General features: G+C 44.8%; 17 protein-coding genes and 2 pseudogenes. 12 read left to right on the forward strand and 7 right to left on the reverse strand.

The features are described 5' to 3' along the window. The first annotated feature begins 50 nt into the window (after positions 1-50). From ASL11_RS19685 to ASL11_RS19735, 11 genes are all read left to right on the forward strand, one after another. Entirely contained in the window at positions 51-1655 is a 1605-nt protein-coding gene (locus ASL11_RS19685; RefSeq protein ID WP_056618504.1) for a response regulator transcription factor, read from the forward strand. 23 nt (positions 1656-1678) lie between these two features. Then, positions 1679-4417 (forward strand): cache domain-containing sensor histidine kinase, encoded by a 2739-nt coding sequence (locus ASL11_RS19690; protein ID WP_056618507.1) that lies wholly within the window; start codon positions 1679-1681, stop codon positions 4415-4417. Between the two features lie 153 nt (positions 4418-4570). After that, the gene (locus ASL11_RS19695) at positions 4571-5530 is read left to right on the forward strand and encodes an ABC transporter permease (RefSeq protein ID WP_063795630.1); all 960 of its coding nucleotides are present in this window, start codon (positions 4571-4573) and stop codon (positions 5528-5530) included. A 20-nt stretch (positions 5531-5550) separates the two neighbouring features. Continuing rightward, positions 5551-6417 (forward strand): carbohydrate ABC transporter permease, encoded by an 867-nt coding sequence (locus ASL11_RS19700; RefSeq protein ID WP_056618511.1) that lies wholly within the window; start codon positions 5551-5553, stop codon positions 6415-6417. A gap of 69 nt (positions 6418-6486) precedes the next feature. After that, the gene (locus ASL11_RS19705) at positions 6487-8133 is read left to right on the forward strand and encodes an extracellular solute-binding protein (RefSeq protein ID WP_056618513.1); all 1647 of its coding nucleotides are present in this window, start codon (positions 6487-6489) and stop codon (positions 8131-8133) included. Positions 8134-8249: 116 nt separating this feature from the next. Next, positions 8250-9338 carry a sialidase family protein gene (locus ASL11_RS19710; protein WP_056618516.1) on the forward strand — a complete coding sequence of 363 codons (1089 nt, stop codon included), beginning with the start codon at positions 8250-8252 and terminating at the stop codon, positions 9336-9338. A gap of 103 nt (positions 9339-9441) precedes the next feature. Further along, complete coding sequence (locus tag ASL11_RS19715; protein ID WP_235550517.1) at positions 9442-9648, forward strand: DUF4177 domain-containing protein; 207 nt, start codon at positions 9442-9444, stop codon at positions 9646-9648. A gap of 108 nt (positions 9649-9756) precedes the next feature. Further along, complete coding sequence (locus ASL11_RS19720; RefSeq protein ID WP_056618519.1) at positions 9757-10485, forward strand: (Fe-S)-binding protein; 729 nt, start codon at positions 9757-9759, stop codon at positions 10483-10485. Continuing rightward, on the forward strand, positions 10482-11996 hold the full coding sequence (locus ASL11_RS19725) for a LutB/LldF family L-lactate oxidation iron-sulfur protein (RefSeq protein WP_056618522.1): 1515 nt from the start codon (positions 10482-10484) through the stop codon (positions 11994-11996). Before ASL11_RS19720 ends, ASL11_RS19725 begins: the two co-directional genes overlap by 4 nt. Further along, the gene (locus tag ASL11_RS19730; protein WP_056618525.1) at positions 11989-12729 is read left to right on the forward strand and encodes a LutC/YkgG family protein; all 741 of its coding nucleotides are present in this window, start codon (positions 11989-11991) and stop codon (positions 12727-12729) included. The genes ASL11_RS19725 and ASL11_RS19730 overlap by 8 nt, the downstream gene beginning before the upstream one ends. Before the next feature lie 13 nt (positions 12730-12742). Next, the gene (locus ASL11_RS19735; RefSeq protein ID WP_056618528.1) at positions 12743-13450 is read left to right on the forward strand and encodes a FadR/GntR family transcriptional regulator; all 708 of its coding nucleotides are present in this window, start codon (positions 12743-12745) and stop codon (positions 13448-13450) included. Positions 13451-14219: 769 nt separating this feature from the next. Here the strand turns inward: ASL11_RS19735 and ASL11_RS19740 are convergent. The 4 genes from ASL11_RS19740 to ASL11_RS19755 all read right to left on the reverse strand — a co-directional run bounded on the left by ASL11_RS19740 (position 14220) and on the right by ASL11_RS19755 (position 18653). Continuing rightward, a complete protein-coding gene (locus tag ASL11_RS19740; protein WP_056618531.1) occupies positions 14220-15299 on the reverse strand; it encodes a Ger(x)C family spore germination protein in 1080 nt (359 codons plus the stop codon). Further along, positions 15296-16405 (reverse strand): hypothetical protein, encoded by a 1110-nt coding sequence (locus tag ASL11_RS19745; protein ID WP_056618534.1) that lies wholly within the window; start codon positions 16403-16405, stop codon positions 15296-15298. The genes ASL11_RS19740 and ASL11_RS19745 overlap by 4 nt, the downstream gene beginning before the upstream one ends. A gap of 3 nt (positions 16406-16408) precedes the next feature. After that, the gene (locus ASL11_RS19750) at positions 16409-17752 is read right to left on the reverse strand and encodes a spore germination protein (protein WP_056618538.1); all 1344 of its coding nucleotides are present in this window, start codon (positions 17750-17752) and stop codon (positions 16409-16411) included. 235 nt (positions 17753-17987) lie between these two features. Then, positions 17988-18653 carry a phosphatase PAP2 family protein gene (locus ASL11_RS19755; RefSeq protein WP_056618541.1) on the reverse strand — a complete coding sequence of 222 codons (666 nt, stop codon included), beginning with the start codon at positions 18651-18653 and terminating at the stop codon, positions 17988-17990. A 610-nt stretch (positions 18654-19263) separates the two neighbouring features. Here ASL11_RS19755 and ASL11_RS19765 point away from each other — a divergent pair. Beyond that, the gene (locus ASL11_RS19765; protein ID WP_056618547.1) at positions 19264-20769 is read left to right on the forward strand and encodes a malate:quinone oxidoreductase; all 1506 of its coding nucleotides are present in this window, start codon (positions 19264-19266) and stop codon (positions 20767-20769) included. 138 nt (positions 20770-20907) lie between these two features. On the opposite strand, the pseudogene ASL11_RS19770 reads toward ASL11_RS19765, so the two are convergent. The 3 genes and pseudogenes from ASL11_RS19770 to ASL11_RS19780 all read right to left on the reverse strand — a co-directional run. Continuing rightward, positions 20908-21384, reverse strand: a pseudogene (locus tag ASL11_RS19770) (ABC transporter permease); the annotation flags it as partial. A gap of 18 nt (positions 21385-21402) precedes the next feature. Continuing rightward, positions 21403-21636: an ABC transporter permease gene (locus tag ASL11_RS35905; RefSeq protein WP_082595614.1), complete on the reverse strand. Its 234-nt coding sequence runs from the start codon at positions 21634-21636 to the stop codon at positions 21403-21405. Between the two features lie 30 nt (positions 21637-21666). Further along, positions 21667-21917 (reverse strand): annotated as a pseudogene (locus tag ASL11_RS19780) (ABC transporter permease); the annotation flags it as partial. Positions 21918-22006 lie beyond the last annotated feature (89 nt).

Here is a 22006-nt window from a genome sequence, read left to right on the forward strand (position 1 = left end):
ACTTTCGTCGGCCTCACTTCTATTTGACAAAATTCAGGAGGTGAAGGGGCTTGTATAAGCTGCTTATTGTTGAGGATGAGGAGATTTTTCGGACCGTGTTGCCAACCATTATTGATTGGAATTCCCTTGGATTCGAAGTAGCAAGCGTTTGTGAAAATGGATTCAAAGCGCTGGAATTCTTGAATAAAATAGAAGTAGATGTCATTCTGACCGATATTCGTATGCCGGTGCTTAATGGCCTTGAATTAGCGATGGAAGTAAGAAGCAGGTTTCCAAGAACGAAGGTCACGTTATTTAGTGCGTTTAATGAATTTGATTACGCTAGAAAAGGTTTAGAATGTGGGGTTTATGGCTATATTTTAAAATCCGACGGCGAGGATGAAATTGTTCATCATTTTACCAAAATAAAAGAAGTGCTGCATAAAGAAAATCGGATTCGTATCGATAGCGAAGATTTTTGGCGGCAGCGGGAGACATTTTTTAAAGCGATGCTCGATCGTCCTTTAGACATGGATGAGCAAACGATGGCGATGAATCAGAAAATGGGTATGTTGAGCGACATGAAAGAGTGCCGTCTTGCTTTGATCCGAATAGATGAATTTAAGCATATGAGCTTTTATTCCGGGGCAGACAGAGTGCGTAGTATTCAGGAGCTCATCCGAGGTTATGTATATGAACATATCGAAATTCCTAATAAAGGGATCGTTATATCATTGAACGAGATGTTGTGTGTGCTAAGTACACTTCCTGAATCCAATTTTGTGCAAATGGTCATGGAAGTCTATGAGAATCTAAAGGAAGAGCTGAGCTTATATAGAAAAAATGAAGAAGAAAGCCTAGAAATCTCATGTGTGATTGGAAGTCAGGCAACGAATGCCCAAGAACTTAGTACAACTTACAATACGCTGAGATCAGCTTTCTTAAATAAAGCCTATGCGGGCAACAGTATTATCCATTACACAGGGCAAGAGGCTAACAGTAAGCGGATATTCACCTTCGCGGAAGAAGAGAAAATGATGAAAGAGATCGTGCTGCTCGTTAACGGCAAAGCCCAGGAGAAACTAATTGAATACCTGGAAACACTCAAAAATGACTGTATCGCATTCCAATTAACGGATATGGATATGATTTCAGGTTTTGCCGTTAAATTAGTTTTGGCGATATTCAACACATTGGGTGAAATGGGGAGAAAGTCAGATGCTTTCTTAGAAAGAACGAACTATTTAATCAAGGAAATTGGTTATTGTGAAACGATTTCAATGATGTTCAAGAAATTGGAAGCGTTCACCATAGAGGCGTTTGAGTTACTTAATGAAGAGAACAGCATGAAAAACAGAAGAATTGTAGATGAAGCTCTAGCCTATATTAGGAAAAATTATGCCGAGCCTATAAGCCTTGAGGAATTAGCAAGGTATGTCAATGTTCACCCTGTACATCTTTCCAGGCTTTTTAGTAAGGATCTAGGCCATACCTTTAAATATATTCTCACGGAAGTACGCATGGAAGAAGCCAAACGATTACTAAAGGATATTTCCTATAAGGTATATGAGATTTCAACATTGGTGGGCTATGAGAAGCCTCGTTATTTTAGTGAACTTTTCAGAAACGTTACTGGGTTTACGCCATTGGAATATAGAGAAAAATACAAAGGGTAACCTTGAATGGATGAGGGATCTGTATGCTGCCATTTAACTTTAAAAAGTCATTGGAAAAGAAAATTATTCTAACCGGTATTATCTTTTCTGTGATCTCTATCGCGTTAACGACCCTAACTTGCAATCTGGTCACCAATCGGTTTATTCTAGATCAATTTGAACGCGTTAATGAAATAGCGACAGGCGCTGCCGTAGAAAAGGCGAATACGTATCTGGCCGAAATTGCCAATACAGTGAGTTTGTCGATGAAAAACGAGTTTTTTGACAGGATTATTAGTTCTGACGAATCAGACCCCTATGAACTGATAAAAGCCCAGAAGGACTATGAGGAATTTCTGAAGAATCTGATCTTAACGAATGATAAAGTCGATTCCGTACTTGTGGTGGATTATGATCGAAATATTTTTATTAAGGCTAATAATTCGGTAGGAAAAGATTATGACAAGTACGGTACTGCCGAGTTTTATAACACATTAAAGAAACCATCGCTGCACAACGATCAAAGCCAGTTTTTCCTTGACCGGTATACGGAGGGGAATTATGAACGATTAGCGATTATAAGTCCTGTATTTGAGCCCTATACCAATGAAATCAAGGCATATATGGTTGTGGTGTTGAGTAACAAGCTTATAGATGAAATGCAGTTTGCAGGGAATGGGATTTTTATTACGGATCATGAAGGGAACTCAGCAGAGGTCTCCAACTTGCAACATGCAGGTGAACTCACAGAGCAGAAATATTCATTTAAGAATTCGCTCAATTTTGAAGGTTGGACAATTACCAATACGTTTACATTTGATAAGCTTCAGCAGTCCATCACGAACAATCTTCATACGAATTTGAAGGTAGGGGTCATTTGCCTGCTTGTATCGATACTTGTGCTCGTTATCACAGGTAGGAAAATTGTTAAGCCTATTAAACATATGGAACAACAGATCAATTCGCTGAACCACAGCTATATTGAAAATAAACCAATCACCTTGTCTAAGCGGAGAATAAGCTTCAAATTGACGCTGCTGCTTCTGAATTCCTTCATAGTAGCCATTCCAGTTATCTTGATAACGGGCAGCTCCTACGTATCGGCCAAGAACACGGTTGAAAGCAAGGTCGGTTCTGTCTTTGAATATAGTGCTCAAATTCTCTATCAACAGATGAACTTTGTTTACAATAACTATAAGAGGATGACGATCGAAACATCTTCTTTCAATGATAAGGTTCAAAAGCTGCTGGATGTCAGCACGTCCGCTGACGTTGATCAAGAGATTCGGGATGCGATGAATAATATCATTCTGTCCAGAAATTTATTTGATAAAGGCATATCGAATATTACCATTTACAATGTAAATGAGCGTTTGGTTTATTCGTCTACGTATGGAAGACCATTCATGATGCGACCTGATGCCAAAACAGATTTGGATTTTGTGCGTAGTCATTTTAGTACGTTATTATGGCGAAGCTATACGGATTCTCCCTTTAATAAGAAAGGCATCCGGATCGGCATGCAGATCAGAGGGGTTGCCGATGGCATTGAGGCTGGTAAGCTGTTAGGGTTTATCTTGGTTGATTTCAATGGTGAAGACATAGAGAAGATGTTGAATGTGTTTGTGAAGTATAGCTATTTGGATGTATACCTTGTTGATCCAACAGGGAAGGATATTTTCAGTGATATCGGTCGAAGTCAAAAGGGGAGTTTGTCTGAGGTATTAACAAATAATAAACCTTCCTTCGAGAACAATGAGAGGATCTCCTTTCGTGAAGGCGGTAACAATTTCCTTATGATTTCAAAGTTCTTTGATGAAAATCAATGGAGCTTAGTATTTCTATTGAAGAACTTTAATGAGAATGAATACCTCCTTATTTACAGTATCGTGGTTCTCTTAGGGCTCATCATCATCACCTTCGGGTTCTCTTATGGATTCTCTTCAATGCTCTTATTGAACATATCCTCCTTGCTAAAAACGGTAAGAAATGTGAAAAGAGGAAATCTCCTAGCCCGTTTTAAGAGTACCTCTGTGGATGAAATATATGAATTAGGCAATAGCTTTAATGAGATGCTTGAGCGTATTAATCTGTTAATTGAAGAAAAGTTTATATCTGATGTTATGGTCAAGGATGCGGAGCTTAGGGCGAAAGAATATGAACTGAATCTTCTCCAGTCGCAGATCAACCCTCATTTCCTTTACAATACGCTTAAAACAGCGCAATATATGGCGTTTGCTAAGGATCCACGAACGGAGAGAATGATCAAACTGCTAATCGCCTTGTTTAAGACCAGTATTACACGCGGAGAGAAAGTGGTACGGTTAAGCGAGGAAATTGAGCATGTGAAAACCTATGTAGAAATACTGCAAATGCGGTTTGGGGATAAAATTAAGCTCATTTATGATGTGAGAAAGGACATGTTGGCTATTCCGGTTCTGAAGCTGACGCTGCAACCAATTGTGGAGAATGCCATTTACCATGGTCTGGAGGTAACAGAGCATGGCGGCACGATTGTCATAGAGGTTAGAGAAACGAAAGAAAAGCTGGAAATCACAATTAAAGACGACGGTGTCGGAATGTCAGAAGCCAAGTTGTTGGAAATCAAGGCGACACTTGTAGGGAAAACAAAGGGAGAGAGCATTGGAATTACCAATGTTCATGAACGCATTCAACTGTATTTTGGAAATGATTATGGGATTGACGTAAATAGTACCTTAGGAAAAGGCACGACGGTGATCATTCATTTCCCTCTAAACGGGCAGCAAGGTTACTTAGTATAAGTAGCCTTGCTTTTTTTTGTCATGCAAAGAGGTTAAAAAAACGAACCAAATGTTATGTTTGAGTCATACTCAGTACACTTGTAAACGCTTTATAATTAACTCATAAAGTACCGCTAGAAGATGTCCAATATGAAAATGTTAAGGAGTAGAGAGATGGATACTGACGTAAGAAAAATCTCCAACCTGTATGTGAAGAAAGATACCAAGGAGCATCGTTACAAAAAAAATGTGAAGCTGATATTAAAATATAAATATATGTATCTCATGCTCATCCCGCTGCTCATCTGGTATCTAATCTTCTGTTATGTTCCTATGTACGGGATCTCCATGGCCTTTCAAGACTATACCATGAGTAAAGGATTCTTCCACAGCCCCTTCGTTGGATTGAAGCATTTCAAAGAACTATTCGGTGAGGAAGATTTCTGGCGAGCATTTTGGAATACCGTGATCATTGCGGTGTATCGGATCCTTACAGCATTTCCGATCCCGATCGTCATTGCTTTGCTGCTAAACGAAGTCAGACATCATAAATTCCGTAAAACGGTTCAAACGATTATTTATTTACCGCATTTTATTTCATGGGTTATCGTAGCTTCCATCTTTATTACTTTTTTCAGTCCAGAGACAGGCATGCTTGCAGCTTTTTTCAAAGATGGAGCTACGGATTTGCTGACAAATCCAAGTGCATTTAGACCAATTCTCATACTAACCGATATTTGGAAAGAGGCAGGATTCGCTACCGTTATCTATGTTGCAGCTATGGCAAGCATCAATACCGAGCATTATGAAGCGGGTGTTATGGATGGCGCCGGAAGATGGTCCCTGATGTGGCATGTAACCATACCTGGCATTCGTAATGTCATTCTTATCATGTTTATCTTAATTATCGGTAAAGTCCTGACTTGGGGCTTTGATCAAGTGTATAACTTCTACAATCCAATGGTCTATGAAACGGGCGATATTCTGGATACCTACATTTTCAGGACCGCGCTAGGAGATAACAAATTTAGTTTTGCAGCCGCAGCGGGCATACTGAAATCTGTCATATGCGCAGTCTTGCTGATCGTGTCAAATCGGATTGTAAAAGCATTTGGTCAAGAGGGCGTTTATTAACACCGAGAGGAGTTTAAGTCATGTACGTACAAAAAAGATTTTCAGTGACTGATATGATCATCTATCTAATGCTCGGTCTATCAGCGCTTATCGTCATTTTGCCATTGTGGCGAATATTGATTATATCCTTTTCTTCGCAGGAGGTATATTTAACAGACCCGTATCATCTCATTCCGAAGAGTTTCAGTCTAACCGAGTATAAGCGAGCATTAGGCAGCATTGGTGGCATTGTAAAAGCCTTATTCCGATCCGTCGAAATAACAGCGCTTGGCACAACGATCAGTATGATCCTTACCAGTTGTGGTGCGTATGCACTATCCAAGAGAGAATTGCCAGGCAGAGCCATGATATTCCGTTTAATCGTGTTTACGATGTTTTTCAGTGGCGGATTGGTGCCATTCTATGTCCTAGTTAAAAATCTACACCTTATCGATACCATTTGGGCGTTGGTTTTACCTACGGCAATTTCAACTTACAATTTGATCATTATGAAAAACTATTTTGCGAGCATTCCACCAAGTCTAGAAGAAGCCGCAAAAATAGATGGATATAACGATCTACAAATATTGTTTAAAATTATTATTCCCATTTCGATGCCTGTATTTGCTGCAATTAGTTTATTTTACGGTGTCGCCTTATGGAATGACTACTTTTTAGCAACACTATTTATCAACTCCAACGATATGTTTCCACTTCAGGTGTTATTAAGGCAGATGATTATTCAAGATATGGTTACCGCTGAGGTGGGTGTCATGACCTCGGGTTCTAATATGGAGCAGTTTAAAATGGCTTGCATTGTCGTTGGGATGATTCCTGTACTTATGATTTATCCACTTATTCAGAAGTATTTTACAAAAGGTATCATGATGGGTGCAGTGAAGGAATGATGGCAATCCCCCATTTGGTGGATGACATAAATAAGATCATATACAAGGTTAAAAAGGGAGAGGTATAAGATGACAAAGTTTAAGATGATCATGCCTTTATCTATGTCCATGCTGCTTGCGGCTACCGTATTAAGCGGATGCTCGCAACAAGATCAGCCAGCAGCAACTACAACAGCAACAGCCAGCAGCCAAGCCAAAGATCAAAAAGCGAGTGAACCTGTTCCGATTCGTTGGGTTCGCGCTGCCAATGAGCAAGATCCACAAAAGGACCGCATCCTTCTTGAACTTCAGAAAAGAACGAATACAAAGATTGAAATTGTAAGTATTCCAAGTGATCAATTTGCTAACAAGCTTAACCTCATGATGGCATCGGGAGAAAGCTTTGACCTAGCTACTGTTGACCCTGGTAAGACGTTAAATGAATGGGCGAAGAACGATCTTATCATTCCCTATGATGAGTACTTAAAAAGCGGCAAATACCCAAATATCAACGCTATTGTAAATTCTGAGGTTTATAAAGGTTTTAAAATAGATGGCAAATCTTACTTCAAACCGCTTGGGCTTGCTCCTATGCAGTGGGGCTGGATTATTCGTACCGATTGGTTAGAAAATTTGGGATTAAGCATGCCTACGACACTCGATGAATTCTATAACGTAGCCAAAGCATTCAAGGAAAAAGATCCCGATAAGAATGGAAAAAATGATACCTATGGTGTTTATACAAGGGCTAGTGGAATGTCCGATCCTTCCATTACGCAACTTGCGCAGTATATTTCCAAATCGTTTGCTGTAGCAGGTAGGACAGACAATTGGGTGAACCAGAAAGATGGAAGCATCACCAGATATGAAGTTTCACCTCAAGCCAAAGATGCAGCTGCTTTTTATAGAAAACTTTTAAAAGAAGAATTGATTAATAAAGATTGGCTCAGCTTAAAGCCAGATGGTGCCCAAGGACCTGAATCGGATGATTTTGGCGCAGGCAAATACGGGATGGCAGCTACAACGAAGCCGGACTTATTCTTAGAAAAGGCGAAGGCCGTTAATCCGAACGCTAAAATCGCTTATCTTCCACCACTTAAAGGTGGGGATGGTGTACCAGCGAACTTAGGGCACTCCGGTGGTTTCTGGAGAGGGAATGTCATTCCAAAAACGTCCAAACACCCAGAAAAGGCTATGGAGCTTATGGAATATACCCTAACGCAAGAAGGTAGAGAGCTAACCGAGTTCGGAATTAAGGGAATTCACTTCACAGATGTGAAAGAAGTAAACGGCAGTAGAGTGTATACCATTAATAAGGCTGAGGCTGATAAAGACTGGGATACTAAAAAGAATGGTTATCTGTACCCATTAGCTTGGGGCGCAATGAACTATTTTGAATATGCTTACATTCCGATCAAGGAAAAAAATTATAATTATGACGAAGCATTTAAGAGCTTACAACCATGGATTACGAACGAAATGGCAGAAGGCAAATTTCCAGATTGGTTCGCTACCAACGCTAAGTATGCAATGGCTCCCCCTTTAATGAACGTTTTTGATGACAAAATGCTAGGAGATCAAACAAAGCTGAGATCGACCTTTGGAGAAGGCTGGTTGAAAGCGATCATGGGCGATAACTTTGACGCTGCATGGGACGAACTTCAGAAGAAGTGGCTGGCAGCAGGCGGTCAAGAAGTGATTACCTACGGACAAGAGTTTTACAAGAAAAATAAATAAGTTTTCATAGAAGCGGCCAGATGCAAATTTGGTTGCTTCTACTTGACCATTTATGCGTTGAAGCGTTCGCAATTGAGGGGGAAAACCATGTATAGGCAAGGAGGATTGTTAGCCATATGAAGAATTCTGTTATTGCACCATTTTTTGATGAAACGATCCTGTTTGAAGCGACTGTCGACGGCTATGCCCAATACCGAATTCCAGGCATCATTGTTACCAGTAACGGTACCGTGATCTCTTATACGGAAGCAAGAAAGAAGACATCCGACTGGGCGATCATCGACATTTACATGAGAAGGAGTATGGACGGCGGAAACACATGGCAAGAAAGAGTCATGCTGGTAGACGGCGTGGCGACCGGAAGTACGATTAACAATCCAGTTATGATCGCGGAAAAGGCTAGCGGCACCGTACATTTTCTATACTGCAAGGAATATAATCAAGCATTCTATATGAAAAGCGTGGATCATGGTACGACGTGGTCATCTCCTGTGGAAATCACATCGGTATTCGATGCGTTCAAATCCGAGTATGCTTGGACGGTCATCGCAACAGGGCCAGGACATGGCATTGGGCTGGGCAATGGCAGGCTGCTCGTACCTGTTTGGCTTTCCTTGCATACTTCCCATGCACCAGCGGTCGTTTCCACCATATATAGTGAGGATGGCGGAGCATCATGGCAGCGGGGAGAAATCGTCTGGGACACACCGGATATTCCGAGTCCTAACGAAACCACAGCGGTACAGTTGTATGACGGTTCTGTCATGCTCAATATGAGAAATGATTCAGGTTCCATGATGCGCTCGGTATCAACCAGTCCGAATGGATTCAGTGGATGGACGGCGCCGACGCTAGTCTCACATTTGCCAGATCCCAAAGTATTCGGCAGCTTGGTACGGTTTACGGATCAGAGCGAGTATTATAGCAACAGGCTGTTGTTCTCAAATGCAAATAATCCAGCTGGCAGATCTAATGTATCTGTGAAGATGTCCATGGATGAGGGGAATTCCTGGACCTATGCCAAAGTCATTGCTCCTGAAGGATCCGCTTATTCGGATCTTGCTGTCAGTCCCGATAAGCGAACCATCTATTGTTATTATGAGAAATGGCACGGCGAGCTCAAATATCACTACATGGTATTGGCGAGATTTAACTTGGAATGGTTGACTGATGGGGAGCAAGCTCTTGATCCGTTAACGGGTTAGGAGGAAACATATCGGTGAGTGATGAAGGGTAGCTGATGAGTTTTATGGTGACCACCTCGGTTATCCGGACCAAAGTATAATTACACGGACGCTGCTAGTATAATTGGTAGTAGAGGGAGGGATTACCCTGTACGAATACAAGTATGTCGAAACGTCACTAGGTGGATTTTTTAGCTCGGCGAAGCATCGCGAAACCATTGATGAGCATGCCCAAGAGGGATGGCGATTGGTGCAGGTACTGCCAACTAATTATAATGGTCATGGGAAGCCCATGGCCTATGAAATTATTTTTGAGCGGAAACTTGGATAATGCTCCGATTATCCGCAATAACCCCCTTCTCAAGACAAGGGGGTTTATGATACACTCAACTTGTCTGACAACCTGATAAGTTAACGAAAGAAAGCGGGGCTTCTCCTTATGAAGGTTTCCTTATTTATTACGTGTTTAAGTGATGCACTATATCCGAAAGTTGGCGAAGCAATTGCACGTCTGCTTGGGCATTATGGCGTCCTGTTAGAATTGCCGACGGTGCAAACGTGCTGCGGCCAGCCTGCCTATAACAGCGGCTACTGGGATGAGGCGCGAGCAACAGCGAAGACGATTCTTACCGCATTTGATGATAGTGACTTTGTGATTTCCCCATCGGGCTCATGCACGTATATGATTCATCACTATCCGAATTTATTTAAGGATGAACCGGAGTGGTTGGAGAAAGCCACGCAGCTTCAGAACAAAACGTATGAATTTACACAGTTCCTCGTCAATGTCCTAAATATCGAAGACTTGGGTGCTGTGTTCCCACATAAAGTTACGTATCACCCGTCCTGTCACGGAAGCAGGTTGCTCGGCGTGAAGTCAGAGCCACTCGCACTCCTCCAAGGCGTCAAAGATCTGGAGCTAGTGCCGCTTCCTTTTGCAGAAGATTGCTGTGGATTCGGTGGAACCTTTGCAGTGAAGATGGCGGATATTTCTGGTGCGATGGTGCAGGAGAAGGTCGATCATGTGAAGGAAACCGAGGCTGAGGTGCTGGTCGGTCTGGATTTGGCTTGTTTGATGAATATTGCGGGCAATTTGCGCTATCGGAATGAGCCGGTGAGGGTGATGCATCTGGCTGAGCTGCTATATGAAGGGGTGAAGCGAGCATGAGTCACACGACGAGTAAGTCAACAGTTAAGGAGCGGGCAGACCTCGCGCTGAACGACGAGTTTCTGCGCAAAGCGGTGAAGTTTACGACAGAACGGCTTCGCGGCGGTAAACTGAAAGCAGCAGCTGATCACGGCAATTGGGACGATTGGCGCGAGCGCGGCAGACAGATTCGTTTGCACACGATCGCACATTTGGACTATTACTTAACGACGTTTGCGAACAATGCGAGAGCAAACGGGGTTCATGTGCATTTTGCCGATACGGATGTCGAGGCTGTTCAAATTTCCTTGGAAATCGCGGCTGCCAAACAAGCCAAAACTGTCGTTAAATCCAAGTCGATGGTGACGGAGGAGCTGCATTTGAACAAGGCGCTGGCTTCCATTGGCGTTGAAGCGATTGAGACGGATCTAGGCGAGTACATCATTCAACTGGCGGACGAAACACCGTCCCATATCATTATTCCAGCGATTCATAAAAATAGATATCAAATCGCCGACCTGCTCTCCAAAGATGCTGGGGAGACGTTGGCTCCCGACACGACGATTCTGGCTGGCTACGTTCGCAAGAAATTAAGAGAGAAATTCCTTGAAGCGGATATCGGGATGACGGGTTGTAATTTTGCCATTGCGGAGAGCGGATCGATGGTCTTGTTCGAAAATGAAGGCAACGCCCGCATGGTTACAACGGTGCCCAAGACGCAAATCACGCTCATGGGGATGGAGCGTATTATCCCGACGTGGGCGGATCTTGAGGTCATGGCGACCTTGCTTCCACGTTCAGCAACAGGGCAAAAGCTAACCGTCTACATGTCCGGCATCACTGGTCCGAGAAGAGATGTAGATGCGGATGGGCCGGAAGAGATGCATATCATCATCGTCGACAATGGACGCTCGCAGCAACTCGGTGATCCTGAGTTCCAAGAGCTGCTTAACTGCATCCGCTGCGGTGCTTGTCTGAACGCCTGCCCGGTGTACCGCCATATTGGCGGCCATGCCTACGGCGGTACGTACAGCGGCCCGATCGGCGCGGTGCTTACGCCAGCTCTCAAGAAAAACGTGGCGGAATGGGACGACATCGCCAATGCTTCAAGTCTTTGCGGCGCCTGTTATGAGGCATGCCCAGTGAAGATCCCACTGCACGACATGCTCGTGTCGCTGCGCCGCCGTAAGGTCGAAAGCGGCCATGGCGATAAGATCGAGGCCGCAGGTATGAAGGGATTTGCTGCGTTGATGGGGAATTCGAAGCGTTTCAACGCCGTGCTCAAGCTGGGCAGAATTGGTCAAAAGCTCGTTGTTCGTGACGGCGGCATCCGCCTGAAGGTAGGACCGCTCAAAGGGTGGAACTCCTACCGCGTGACGCCAAGCCTGCCGAAGGCATCCTTCCGAGATGGCTGGAAAACACTCGAGCAAGAAATTCGCCATGGTCTTACAGAGGCTGATCCTGCGATTCAAGCAAGATTAGCAGAAGCACTGGCTGCACGAGGCAAAAAGGGAGGACATCATCATGGCTAAACGCGACATAACGCCAGAGTGGCAGGAGAAATTAACGAAGCTAGACCAGCAATCGCTGGTTGAGCAGGAGCGTTTCATCCAGGGCATCGCCCAGAAGTTAGGGCGCGCTCGTGTGATCGAGAAGCCGGCTCACCCTTTCCAAGGGGCTTCGGATAGCTGGAAAGCATTCAACTGGTCTCCAGAAGAACGCATCGAGAACTTCACGGCGAACTTCCATGCCGCAGGCGGGCACGTCGTCCGTGTACCTTCGATGGAAGCGGCGAAGGCAACCATCCAAGAACTCGTGGGCATGTTAAGTGTTAAACGAGTTATCCATCAGGATCAAGCGGAATTACATGCGTTGGAACTAGAAGAAGCTCTTCCAGACGTAGACCTCTCGATCTGGAACACCGATGAGGATACGAACTGGAAGGCCAGCGCAGCGAATGCTGATCTGGGGATTGTCCTAGCCGATCATGCGGCGGCTTACACAGGCTCGCTAACTGTGTTATCATCGAAAGAAAAGGGCCGATCGGTGAGCTTGCTCCCTACAGCATTAGTCGTCCTGTTGCCGGTTGAACGATTGCGAACGAGACTAGGCGAGATTCTCGCCCCACTCGATCAGATAGCAAGGAAAGATCTGCCTGCCGGCATTCACTTCATCTCGGGTCCGAGCCGCTCGGCGGATATTGAGAACGATTTGACAATCGGTGTTCACGGTCCAGGGATTGTGCACGTGCTACTTATCGGATAGAAGAGGTATTCCTATGGAAGTTACGAAGCTGCAGAAACAGAATCATTATGATGAGATCGCTCAGCAGATCAAAGAGATGATCATTCAGGGTCAGTTGAAGATGGGCGACAAGCTTCCTTCTACCAAAGAGCTGTCCGAGCGCTTCGGCGTCGGTCGTTCCACGATGCGTGAGGCTCTCAGCGCCTTAAAGGCGATGGGCCTCATCGAGATTCGGCAAGGCGGTGCTTGCCGTGTCATCCGGCAGACGCCAGCGGAGGTTTCTTTGCCCGAGTGGACATCGCTTCGGATGAATCGCACGACGCTCCTGGAGCTCATGGAAGTGCGGCAATCACTGGAGATTTCAATCGCTGCTATAGCTGCGCGGAAACGAACGACAGAAGACTTAGCGCAGTTGCAGCGCATCATGCAAGACATGGGGAGCTCCGTAGGTAATGATGCGGAGGGGGAAAGAACGGATCTCGGATTCCATCAGTTGCTCGTTCAAGCGACGCATAATAGCATTATGGAGCAAACCTTCGACTCGATCCGCAACGCGATGGAAATGATGATTCGCGATATCCGACGCGCAGAGCTCTACGCGAATCAGGAAGTGGCTGTTCAGCTTTTGAAGGAACATAAAGTGATTCATGAAGCGATCCTCAGCGGAGATCCGGTGCTGGCATCTCAAGCGATGCGTGTTCATCTGGAGCATGTTGAAAGTATTTTAATCAAATATATTTGAATAGCCAGAGGGGCTTTCCACAACTCGATGAGGTGAGGGGGAAGGCCTCTTTTTTGATATATGAGGGTACTTGCAGGTGCTATAGTCGATGAAACCGACTAACTCGGAAGAAACAGAGGCCCTGCAGGTAGAATTAGTCGATGAGACCGACTAACTCGGAAGAAACAGAGGCCCTGTAGGTGGAATTAGTCGATAAAACCGACTAACTCGGAAGAAACAGAGGCCCTGCAGGTGGAATTAGTCGATGAAACCGACTAACTCGGAAGAAACAGAGGCCCAGCAGGTGGAATTAGTCGATGAAACCGACTAACTCGGAAGAAACAGAGGCCCTGCAGGTAGAATTAGTCGATGAGACCGACTAACTCGGAAGAAACAGAGGCCCTGCAGGTGGAATTAGTCGATGAAACCGACTAACTCGGAAGAAACAGAGGGCCTGTAGGTGGAATTAGTCGATAAAACCGACTAACTCGGAAGAAACAGAGGCCCTGCAGGTGGAATTAGTCGATGAAACCGACTAACTCGGAAGAAACAGAGGCCCAGCAGGTGGAATTAGTCGATGAAACCGACTAACTCGGGAGAAACAGAGGCCCTGCAGGTGAGTTAGTCGATAAAACCGACTAACTCGGAAGAAACAGAGGCCCTGCAGGTGGAATTAGTCGATGAAACCGACTAACTCGGAAGAAACAGAGGCCCTGCAGGTGAGTTAGTCTGTGAAACCGACTAACTCCAGGCGAGGGGCAAGCAGGCTCGAAGGTGGCATACCACTCTTTTAATGCACCAATCCCGTACTCTCGATTTTCACATGCGTTTCCACTTCGAATTTAAGCTCTGGATAAACAGACTGCCAATACTCCCAATCCTTCTCTTTGCCAAAATACTGCCCCAAATAATGTAGGCCAAAACCATACGGATCAACCTCCGCATCCCTGATTTTGTAGAGGAGAGCCTCTACGGACTGGTTGACCTGCTGTTCAAGCTGCGGCTGAACCTTGTGAATGTCCAAACCTAAAGTGCCTTGCTCTATAATGCCTGTCAGATTGAGTTTCAGTTTGACAACAGGCGTAGCTTCTTTGGAAATCGAAATATGCTTCTTTACACGCGCTACATAAAAGCTTAGCGGTTCCCCATTATATGTGATCGTAATCCCCGACTTGCTGAATGCATTCGCACTCATATTATAAAGCTGAGTCTCCTGTGGGTTGAGGACGATAGACTGTTTGGTTTTATTTAGCAAAGCAAGATGCTCAACGACATAAGAATCACCATCAAATCTAATAATCGGAAAATAGGGATCTAACCCTTTTTCTTTGAAACGTCGGAAGGTGTCAAATAAAAGCTCTGTTACTGTGTAAGGAGACACCGTTCCCTCTTTCCCAAAAGTAAGGAAAAAGGAATTACCGGAAAGTCTCTCTGTAGTTGGGTTCGATTCAAGAAGCTTTCGCGCATTAGGTTCGGCAACGGCAGTATAAGAAATGAGTTGAATGTCGCGTCTTCGAGAAAGCCAATTCAATGGTTCTTCTAAGGACTCCTTCGTTAAACTAGCGCCAAATAGAAACATCCGGCAATGACCGAAATCAAGCTCTTTATCGACATGAGCTTTAAGATTTCTGACGGCTTCCGCAATGCTCTTGGCTTCTTGATATTCGATCTGGCTCTCTGCCAGCCCCTCGCCAACTTTAGAAGCGGGAATGGCAAGCCGCAAAGTGACGAGATAAGGTTTATCCTCTTTGCCTGTCCAATCGACACCCATGGCGACGACAAAGAAACGCTTGTCGATATCTTTAAAGCTGCAACCGCCAAGACATGTACAGATAAGTAGAAGGGAAATACAGGTGAGAAATGTTTTCATAGGCGTACCTTTTCCTTTTTTTGCTTCCATACAAAATAAAGCATCAAGAAAAGGAAATAGATTTCAACGAAAAATCGAAGGATTAGCCAGCCCTCAGAGAAGTATTGATTTCGCTCCAGATTGACAATACGCATGAACAGGAGAGTAAGTAAGCCAATGCCCACTCCGAGCCATATGTTCATCCAAGGAACAGGGTCTTCTTCAACTTCAGTTGCGCCATTAATTGAGTAGCGAAGCAACATGATGGTCGTATGCCAGGTATTCATGACGAACAACAGCGATAACCCTGTGAAGAGGAGCAGGAAGACGAACAAGACACGGTTAATAAACCCGTATTCCGTCACCATGGAGTCAGCCGTCATACTCCAGAGGTACACATAATTTTCAACCCCAACCGTACCATGAAAACCGATAGGCACAAAAAAAGTAACCAGCAAGAATAATATACCAAATAGTGGCACGATCCAGCGAAAATGAAATTTAAAACCTACGGTATACAGCCGATTAAAAATAAGGAGGCTGAGATAGCCAGAGAATAGGAAGGTAGAGGCAGCAATCGTCATGAAAGAAGGAGGCTTATTGACATAACCAGCTACATAACGAATCGCATCCCAGTTAATGTTTTCATTGAATATAGCTTTCATGATAAACAAAATGAGCAATGGTGAACTAAGTATGACCATAATTTCATGAATAAATTGGACAGTACGTGTAGATCGGCTGCATGCCCATACGGCTGCGGTTGCCATGAGAAGCAGGTTCAGAAAGGGGTTAATGTCGGGGTAAAAGAACATGCGAACCGTTTCTGAATAAGCATAGATCACGATAATTCCAGCCGGTAACCAAAGACACAGCGCGGCAAATAAGATATTGATTTGACGAAACCAACGTGGCGTATACCGATCACATATTTCCGGGAAGCCGAGTCCTGGAAACCGTTCGAAGCAAGCCATGGTGCCAAGCGAGAGGATGGAGCCAATAACCATTGCGACCAGCATGCCCGAAACGGCGCCATTGAACCGATCTCGAATCAGCAGAGAGGGGACGAACATCATGATATTAATCAAGCCTACATAGAGCACATGATAGTAGGTATAGCGTGACATGATTTACTTTGACCCCTTTCTAAGGTTGTTGTGGTGTGCTTTCGCCTCAAGTTTGGGGATGTAGAAGGCCAAATAGGGTTGGCCAAAGCTTCGAAGACTACACCAATAGGAGATTAAGATGAAGCCAAGGACGACGACACCGAGCAACCCGAAGAAAATGGCAGCTATCACAAAGATGTATTTAACGAAGCGGACCGAGTAGCCGAAGCCGTTATTTGGAATGACGAAATTGGAGATCGCCACAACGGAGGTCACAATAATCATAATGGAGCTTACTAACCCGGCTTGTTGGATAGCTTGACCCAGAATGAGCCCCCCAACCGTTGTGGCTGTCGAGCCCACATATCGCGGTAACCTGAGGCTAGCCTCGTTCAAGGCTTCGATCATGAATAACATGATGAAGACTTCGATAAAGGACGGATAGGGGACGACGACACGGCTTCCTGCGATCGAAAGGGTCAATTGGACACGAAGCACTTCAGGATTGTAAGAGACGATCGCAATATAAAGAGCGGGCAGTGTAATCGTTAAAAGCATGGCGAAATAGCGAAGCAGGACGAGGCACTTGCTCATCCAATAGGATTCATAGTCATCATCCATGGCATGTAGGAAATCAAAGAGCCGTACAGGAAGAACGAGTCCGAAGCGGCTTCCATCTTGAAGAAGGGCAATCTTCCCTCGTTCGAGCATGGCTGCGATACGGTCGGGTCTCTCTGTTTGAAGGATGATCGGGAAAAAACGATGTCTTCGCCCCGATAACGACTGCATCAGCTGGCCGGCAGCTTGGAGAAGTTTTATTTGTATGTTGGAAATCCGCTCATTTAGAAGTCCAAGCACCTTTTCATTGACAAGATCCTTGTCATAAAGAACGCTGACCCGGGTGTTCGAGATTTCCCCAATGGTATGCGTTTCTACGCAAAGAGAGGGCGCATTATAACGCACCCGAACGAGGCTAATATTTAAATCCAAATCTTCGGTAAGTGCACTCTGCGGCCCCTGTATGGCAACCTCAACCTGAACGGTATCGGGCTTGTCCTGGAATTTTCGTTGTACATCAAAGCGGTAGACCTGCTCTTCAATTTGAAAGAGGACAGTGCCTTTGAGCAGCAGGGACGTCCAGTGCTCGGAGTGATCCGCTTTGCCAAAGGCAGGGTTCGAATTCAGCATGCGATCGAATTCTTCAGGATTAAAGCAGTAAGAGTAAGGAACGGTTAATCCATTTTTGATTAGTGCAAGGTCACAAAGAGATGGGAAATAAATCACTTCCATTTGCATATAGCCATTGTCTAGGGTGTCATAGAATAGGTCAGCTGGATTATTCAATTCAGCACGGATGCGTTCAATCATGCCAATCCCCCCAAATTCCCTTACATTACCATGCGGCTTAGCGTGCCCTGAAAGGGAGGAGAATAATCAGAGATTGATACAATCGAAACAGCGACAGTCTTGGACGAGTAATTAGAGTCCTAGACCTGTCGCTGTATGTTTAAACGTTGAAAAGTAATACCGGGTAGTTAGATGCAGCGCCAGCTACTTACATCGCACCGCTATGACAGGCAGGGGTTCACAGGGTTCATGAATCTCACTCCTTACGTGAGGGTAGATGTTTCTGATTTTCCATATACCATTGAAAGATCCAAACGCAGAAAGTGAACCAGAATCCGCTAGCTAAATATGCGCCGACAACGTCACTCGGATAATGGACACCGAGATAGATCCGACTGCTGCCAATCATAAGAATCATAAGGATACTAATACAAATGACGATCGTTCTGCCACCTTTCGAAGGGACGTGTCGCCAAAGCAGGAATGAAAGAGCAGCGTACAGCGCGAAGGCAGCCATGGAATGACCACTCGGAAAACTATATCCGGATTCTTCAATCAGTCTGTGAAGCGTAGGGCGCTCCCGTTGAAAAACTAACTTCAAGAGCTGATTCAAGATGGCTGTGCCAGCCACGAGGACTAGGAATAGAACTAATTCAAGTCGGTGATTCAGAAATTTAAATAAGAGAAATAGGGAACATATGGAAAGGGTAATTACAACGGGCGTTGAACCGATGAATGTGAAACATTTCATGATGGTAGTCAGCCATGGAGATTCCATTCCTTGAACGGCAGAAATAACTCTGCTGTCGAATTGTGCGATCCATCGCCCTTTTATAAGGGAAGCAACTACGCTAAAGCAGATAACCGAAAGAATGCTTAGGACTAAGAAAACAGTTATTTTTAATTTTGATTTTGGTTGCATCGTGAAGTTAGCCCCAGTCGATCAGATCTATGGAAGATAAGGCAGTCGTTCAAACTATTTACAATACCTTCATTTAATTATATTAAACAATTGTTTGCCAAGGTGCAAAGGGGCGATGTCATCGTATATGTCTAGAACCGTAAGTGCCATAGGAAAACGATGGATGGATTCCAGGTAGGAGGAGCAGGATATAGAGATAATGGGAATTGGGAGGAAGTTATTTTATGGCTATGGGGAGAAGTATTGCTGAAGGGCACGGTTTCGATTATAATGAATTGCGCGAAGTTTGGCTCGAGGCCCTTCGGAGCATAAAAAATAACAGATTTCGTCATCGATTGAGTAAATATGTGTTGAAATTTCTTATCTATGGACCTACAGCTGAATGCTGCAGGTCTTTCTTAGTAGTTATTCGCTTAATCGACAAGACTTCTTCGACACACTTCTTGTCGTAGTGCTTATAACTATCATATAATAGTAATAATATTTTATCGATTGGCTTATTAATTGATACAGAAAAGGTGTGTGTCTAGGCCGCGACTTGGCTTGCTGTAACGCGAAGCAGGCGCGCCTATATCCTTTCTGCAAATTTCAGGGTATAAGGATGGTAAAAATGAGCAACAGACAAACGAAAACAGACGTCATCTTAATCGGTGCTGGCATCATGAGTGCGACTTTAGGGACACTTCTGAAGGAATTAGTGCCAGAATGGGAAATTAAAGTCTTTGAGAAGCTCGAAAATGCTGGAGAGGAAAGTTCCAACGAATGGAATAATGCAGGTACAGGTCATGCGGCACTGTGCGAGCTTAACTACACTTCCGAAAAACCAGACGGATCTATAGATATCAGTAAAGCTATCCAAATTAATGAACAGTTCCAGCATTCCATGCAGTTCTGGTCTTATCTTGTAAACAGTAAGCTAATCCGTGATCCGCAAGACTTTATCATGCCATTGCCTCATATGAGTATGGTTCTAGGGAAACAAAATGTATCGTTTTTGAAGAAACGGCATGAAGCGATGTCGAAGAACTCCCTATTTCAAGGGATGGAATTCTCCGATGACCCTAAAAAGCTAATGGAATGGATTCCGTTGATTATCAAAGATCGTCCATCGAATGAACCGATCGCGGCAACCAAAATTGACTCCGGTACGGACGTTAACTTTGGTGCTTTAACGCGTATACTATTTGATCACTTAAAGAAGAAGAACGTTGATATCAAATACAAACACAGCGTTGATAATTTGAGACGTACTAGCGATGGCTCGTGGGAATTGAAAATACGCAATATCAATAGTGGCAGTGTTGAACGCCAAACAGCTAAATTCGTCTTTATCGGCGGTGGCGGTGGAAGCCTGCATCTGCTGCAAAAATCCGGTATTCCAGAGGGTAGAAATATCGGAGGATTCCCTGTAAGCGGCATATTCATGGTATGTAATAATCCAGCTGTTGTCGCGCAGCATCATGCCAAAGTATACGGCAAAGCGAAGCTGGGCGCACCGCCAATGTCAGTTCCACATTTGGACACACGATTTATCGATAACAAGAAATCGTTGTTATTTGGACCATTTGCCGGGTTCTCGCCGAAGTTCCTGAAGACCGGTTCTATGTTCGATTTGGTAACTTCCGTTAAACCGAATAACCTCGTGACGATGTTGTCGGCTGGTGCCAAGAACATGTCATTGACGAAGTACCTGATCGAGCAAGTGATGCTATCGAAAGAAAAACGGATGGAAGAGCTGCGGGAGTTTATCCCAAGTGCCAAAACCGAGGACTGGGAGTTAGTTGTAGCGGGTCAACGTGTACAAGTTATTAAAGACACGGCTGCTGGCAAAGGTACGCTTCAGTTTGGTACGGAAGTAATTAGTTCAGCTGACGGCTCCTTAGCAGCTTTGCTCGGTGCTTCTCCTGGAGCTTCTACCGCGGTTTCGGTTATGCTTGAGCTAGTAACGAAATGTTTCCCAGAGCATGTTAAGGAATGGGAACCGAAAATTAAAGAAATGATTCCGAGTTACGGTGTGTCACTTCTGAAACATCCAGAGCTTATTGATGAAATTCATACGTCAACTTCACGGATTCTTGGTCTAAGTGGAAAGAAATCGTTAGAGGTGTCACGTTAATAAATAGTGGGGAATTCAGCTTAGCGGCGGGATTCCTTTTTTGTTGTATACATGACTCCCACGGGGCAAAATAAAAAGCACCACTTGGGTGCTTTGTTGGATTCAGCTGGATGTTCAATTCAGAAGAAGCTGACTTTTTTACACCCGATTTTTGTACACCCGCATTGCAAAGAAATAGGCTACAATCAAAATCCCAACGCACCACGCAAGCGCGACCCATATCTCATTGCCAACTGGCTGCTCTGTCAGTAGTGCACGGATGGCGTTCACGATCGAGGTCACCGGCTGGTTATCGGCAAAGGCGCGAACAACCGCTGGCATCGACTCTGTCGGCACAAACGCCGAACTGATAAACGGCAGGAAGATAAGTGGGTAGGAGAATGCGCTTGCACCTTCAATCGTTTTTGCGGACAGTCCGGCAATCGCCGCGACCCAAGTTAAGGCCAGTGTAAACAACGCGAGTATGCCTACTACGGCGAGCCATGGCATTATGCCCGCGGACGAACGAAAACCCATAATCAACGCTACAAGAATGATGACGATTAGGGATAAGGCGTTGGAAACCAGAGAGGTCAGCACATGCCCCCAAAGCAAAGCGGAACGTGAAATCGGCATCTACACTTGGCCATGGCATTATGCCCGCGGACGACATGGCATTATGCCCGCGGACGAACGAAAACCCATAATCAACGCTACAAGAATGATGACGATTAGGGATAAGGCGTTGGAAACCAGAGAGGTCAGCACATGCCCCCAAAGCAAAGCGGAACGTGAAATCGGCATCGTGTGAAACCGCTCGAAGATACCTCGCTGTTTATCCATAAACAGGCGGTAAGACGTATAGGCTATGCCGCTTGCGATCGCCATAAGCAGGATGCCTGGCAACAGGTCGAAGATACCTCGCTGAACCGCTCGAAGATACCTCGCTGTTTATCCATAAACAGGCGGTAAGACGTATAGGCTATGCCGCTTGCGATCGCCATAAGCAGGATGCCTGGCAACAGGTAATTCACATAGTTATCCGTTCCGGTTTGAATGGCACCGCCTAACACATAGACGAACAGCAGCATCATGGCAATTGGCGTGATGCAGACCGTGATGATGGTGTCTATACTGCGGAAAATATGGCGCATGGAACGTCCAAGCATAACGCTAATATCGGTGAAGAAATGATTTTTTGCCGTTTCCATTTACTTCGCCTCCTTTTTGCYGACGATAGAGAGGAAGATGTCCTCCA

Origin of the sequence: Paenibacillus sp. Soil750 (assembly GCF_001428045.1) — a bacterium.
Classification (GTDB): domain Bacteria; phylum Bacillota; class Bacilli; order Paenibacillales; family NBRC-103111; genus Paenibacillus_E; species Paenibacillus_E allorhizoplanae.

Coding starts and splice junctions, on each gene's coding strand:
- ASL11_RS19690 (WP_056618507.1), top strand. CDS start 1,679: ATGCTGCCATTTAACTTTAAAAAGTCATTGGAAAAGAAAATTATTCTA.
- ASL11_RS19695 (WP_063795630.1), top strand. CDS start 4,571: ATGGATACTGACGTAAGAAAAATCTCCAACCTGTATGTGAAGAAAGAT.
- ASL11_RS19700 (WP_056618511.1), top strand. CDS start 5,551: ATGTACGTACAAAAAAGATTTTCAGTGACTGATATGATCATCTATCTA.
- ASL11_RS19705 (WP_056618513.1), top strand. CDS start 6,487: ATGACAAAGTTTAAGATGATCATGCCTTTATCTATGTCCATGCTGCTT.
- ASL11_RS19710 (WP_056618516.1), top strand. CDS start 8,250: ATGAAGAATTCTGTTATTGCACCATTTTTTGATGAAACGATCCTGTTT.
- ASL11_RS19720 (WP_056618519.1), top strand. CDS start 9,757: ATGAAGGTTTCCTTATTTATTACGTGTTTAAGTGATGCACTATATCCG.
- ASL11_RS19725 (WP_056618522.1), top strand. CDS start 10,482: ATGAGTCACACGACGAGTAAGTCAACAGTTAAGGAGCGGGCAGACCTC.
- ASL11_RS19730 (WP_056618525.1), top strand. CDS start 11,989: ATGGCTAAACGCGACATAACGCCAGAGTGGCAGGAGAAATTAACGAAG.
- ASL11_RS19735 (WP_056618528.1), top strand. CDS start 12,743: ATGGAAGTTACGAAGCTGCAGAAACAGAATCATTATGATGAGATCGCT.
- ASL11_RS19740 (WP_056618531.1), bottom strand. CDS start 15,299: ATGAAAACATTTCTCACCTGTATTTCCCTTCTACTTATCTGTACATGT.
- ASL11_RS19745 (WP_056618534.1), bottom strand. CDS start 16,405: ATGTCACGCTATACCTACTATCATGTGCTCTATGTAGGCTTGATTAAT.
- ASL11_RS19750 (WP_056618538.1), bottom strand. CDS start 17,752: ATGATTGAACGCATCCGTGCTGAATTGAATAATCCAGCTGACCTATTC.
- ASL11_RS19755 (WP_056618541.1), bottom strand. CDS start 18,653: ATGCAACCAAAATCAAAATTAAAAATAACTGTTTTCTTAGTCCTAAGC.
- ASL11_RS19765 (WP_056618547.1), top strand. CDS start 19,264: ATGAGCAACAGACAAACGAAAACAGACGTCATCTTAATCGGTGCTGGC.
- ASL11_RS35905 (WP_082595614.1), bottom strand. CDS start 21,636: ATGGCGATCGCAAGCGGCATAGCCTATACGTCTTACCGCCTGTTTATG.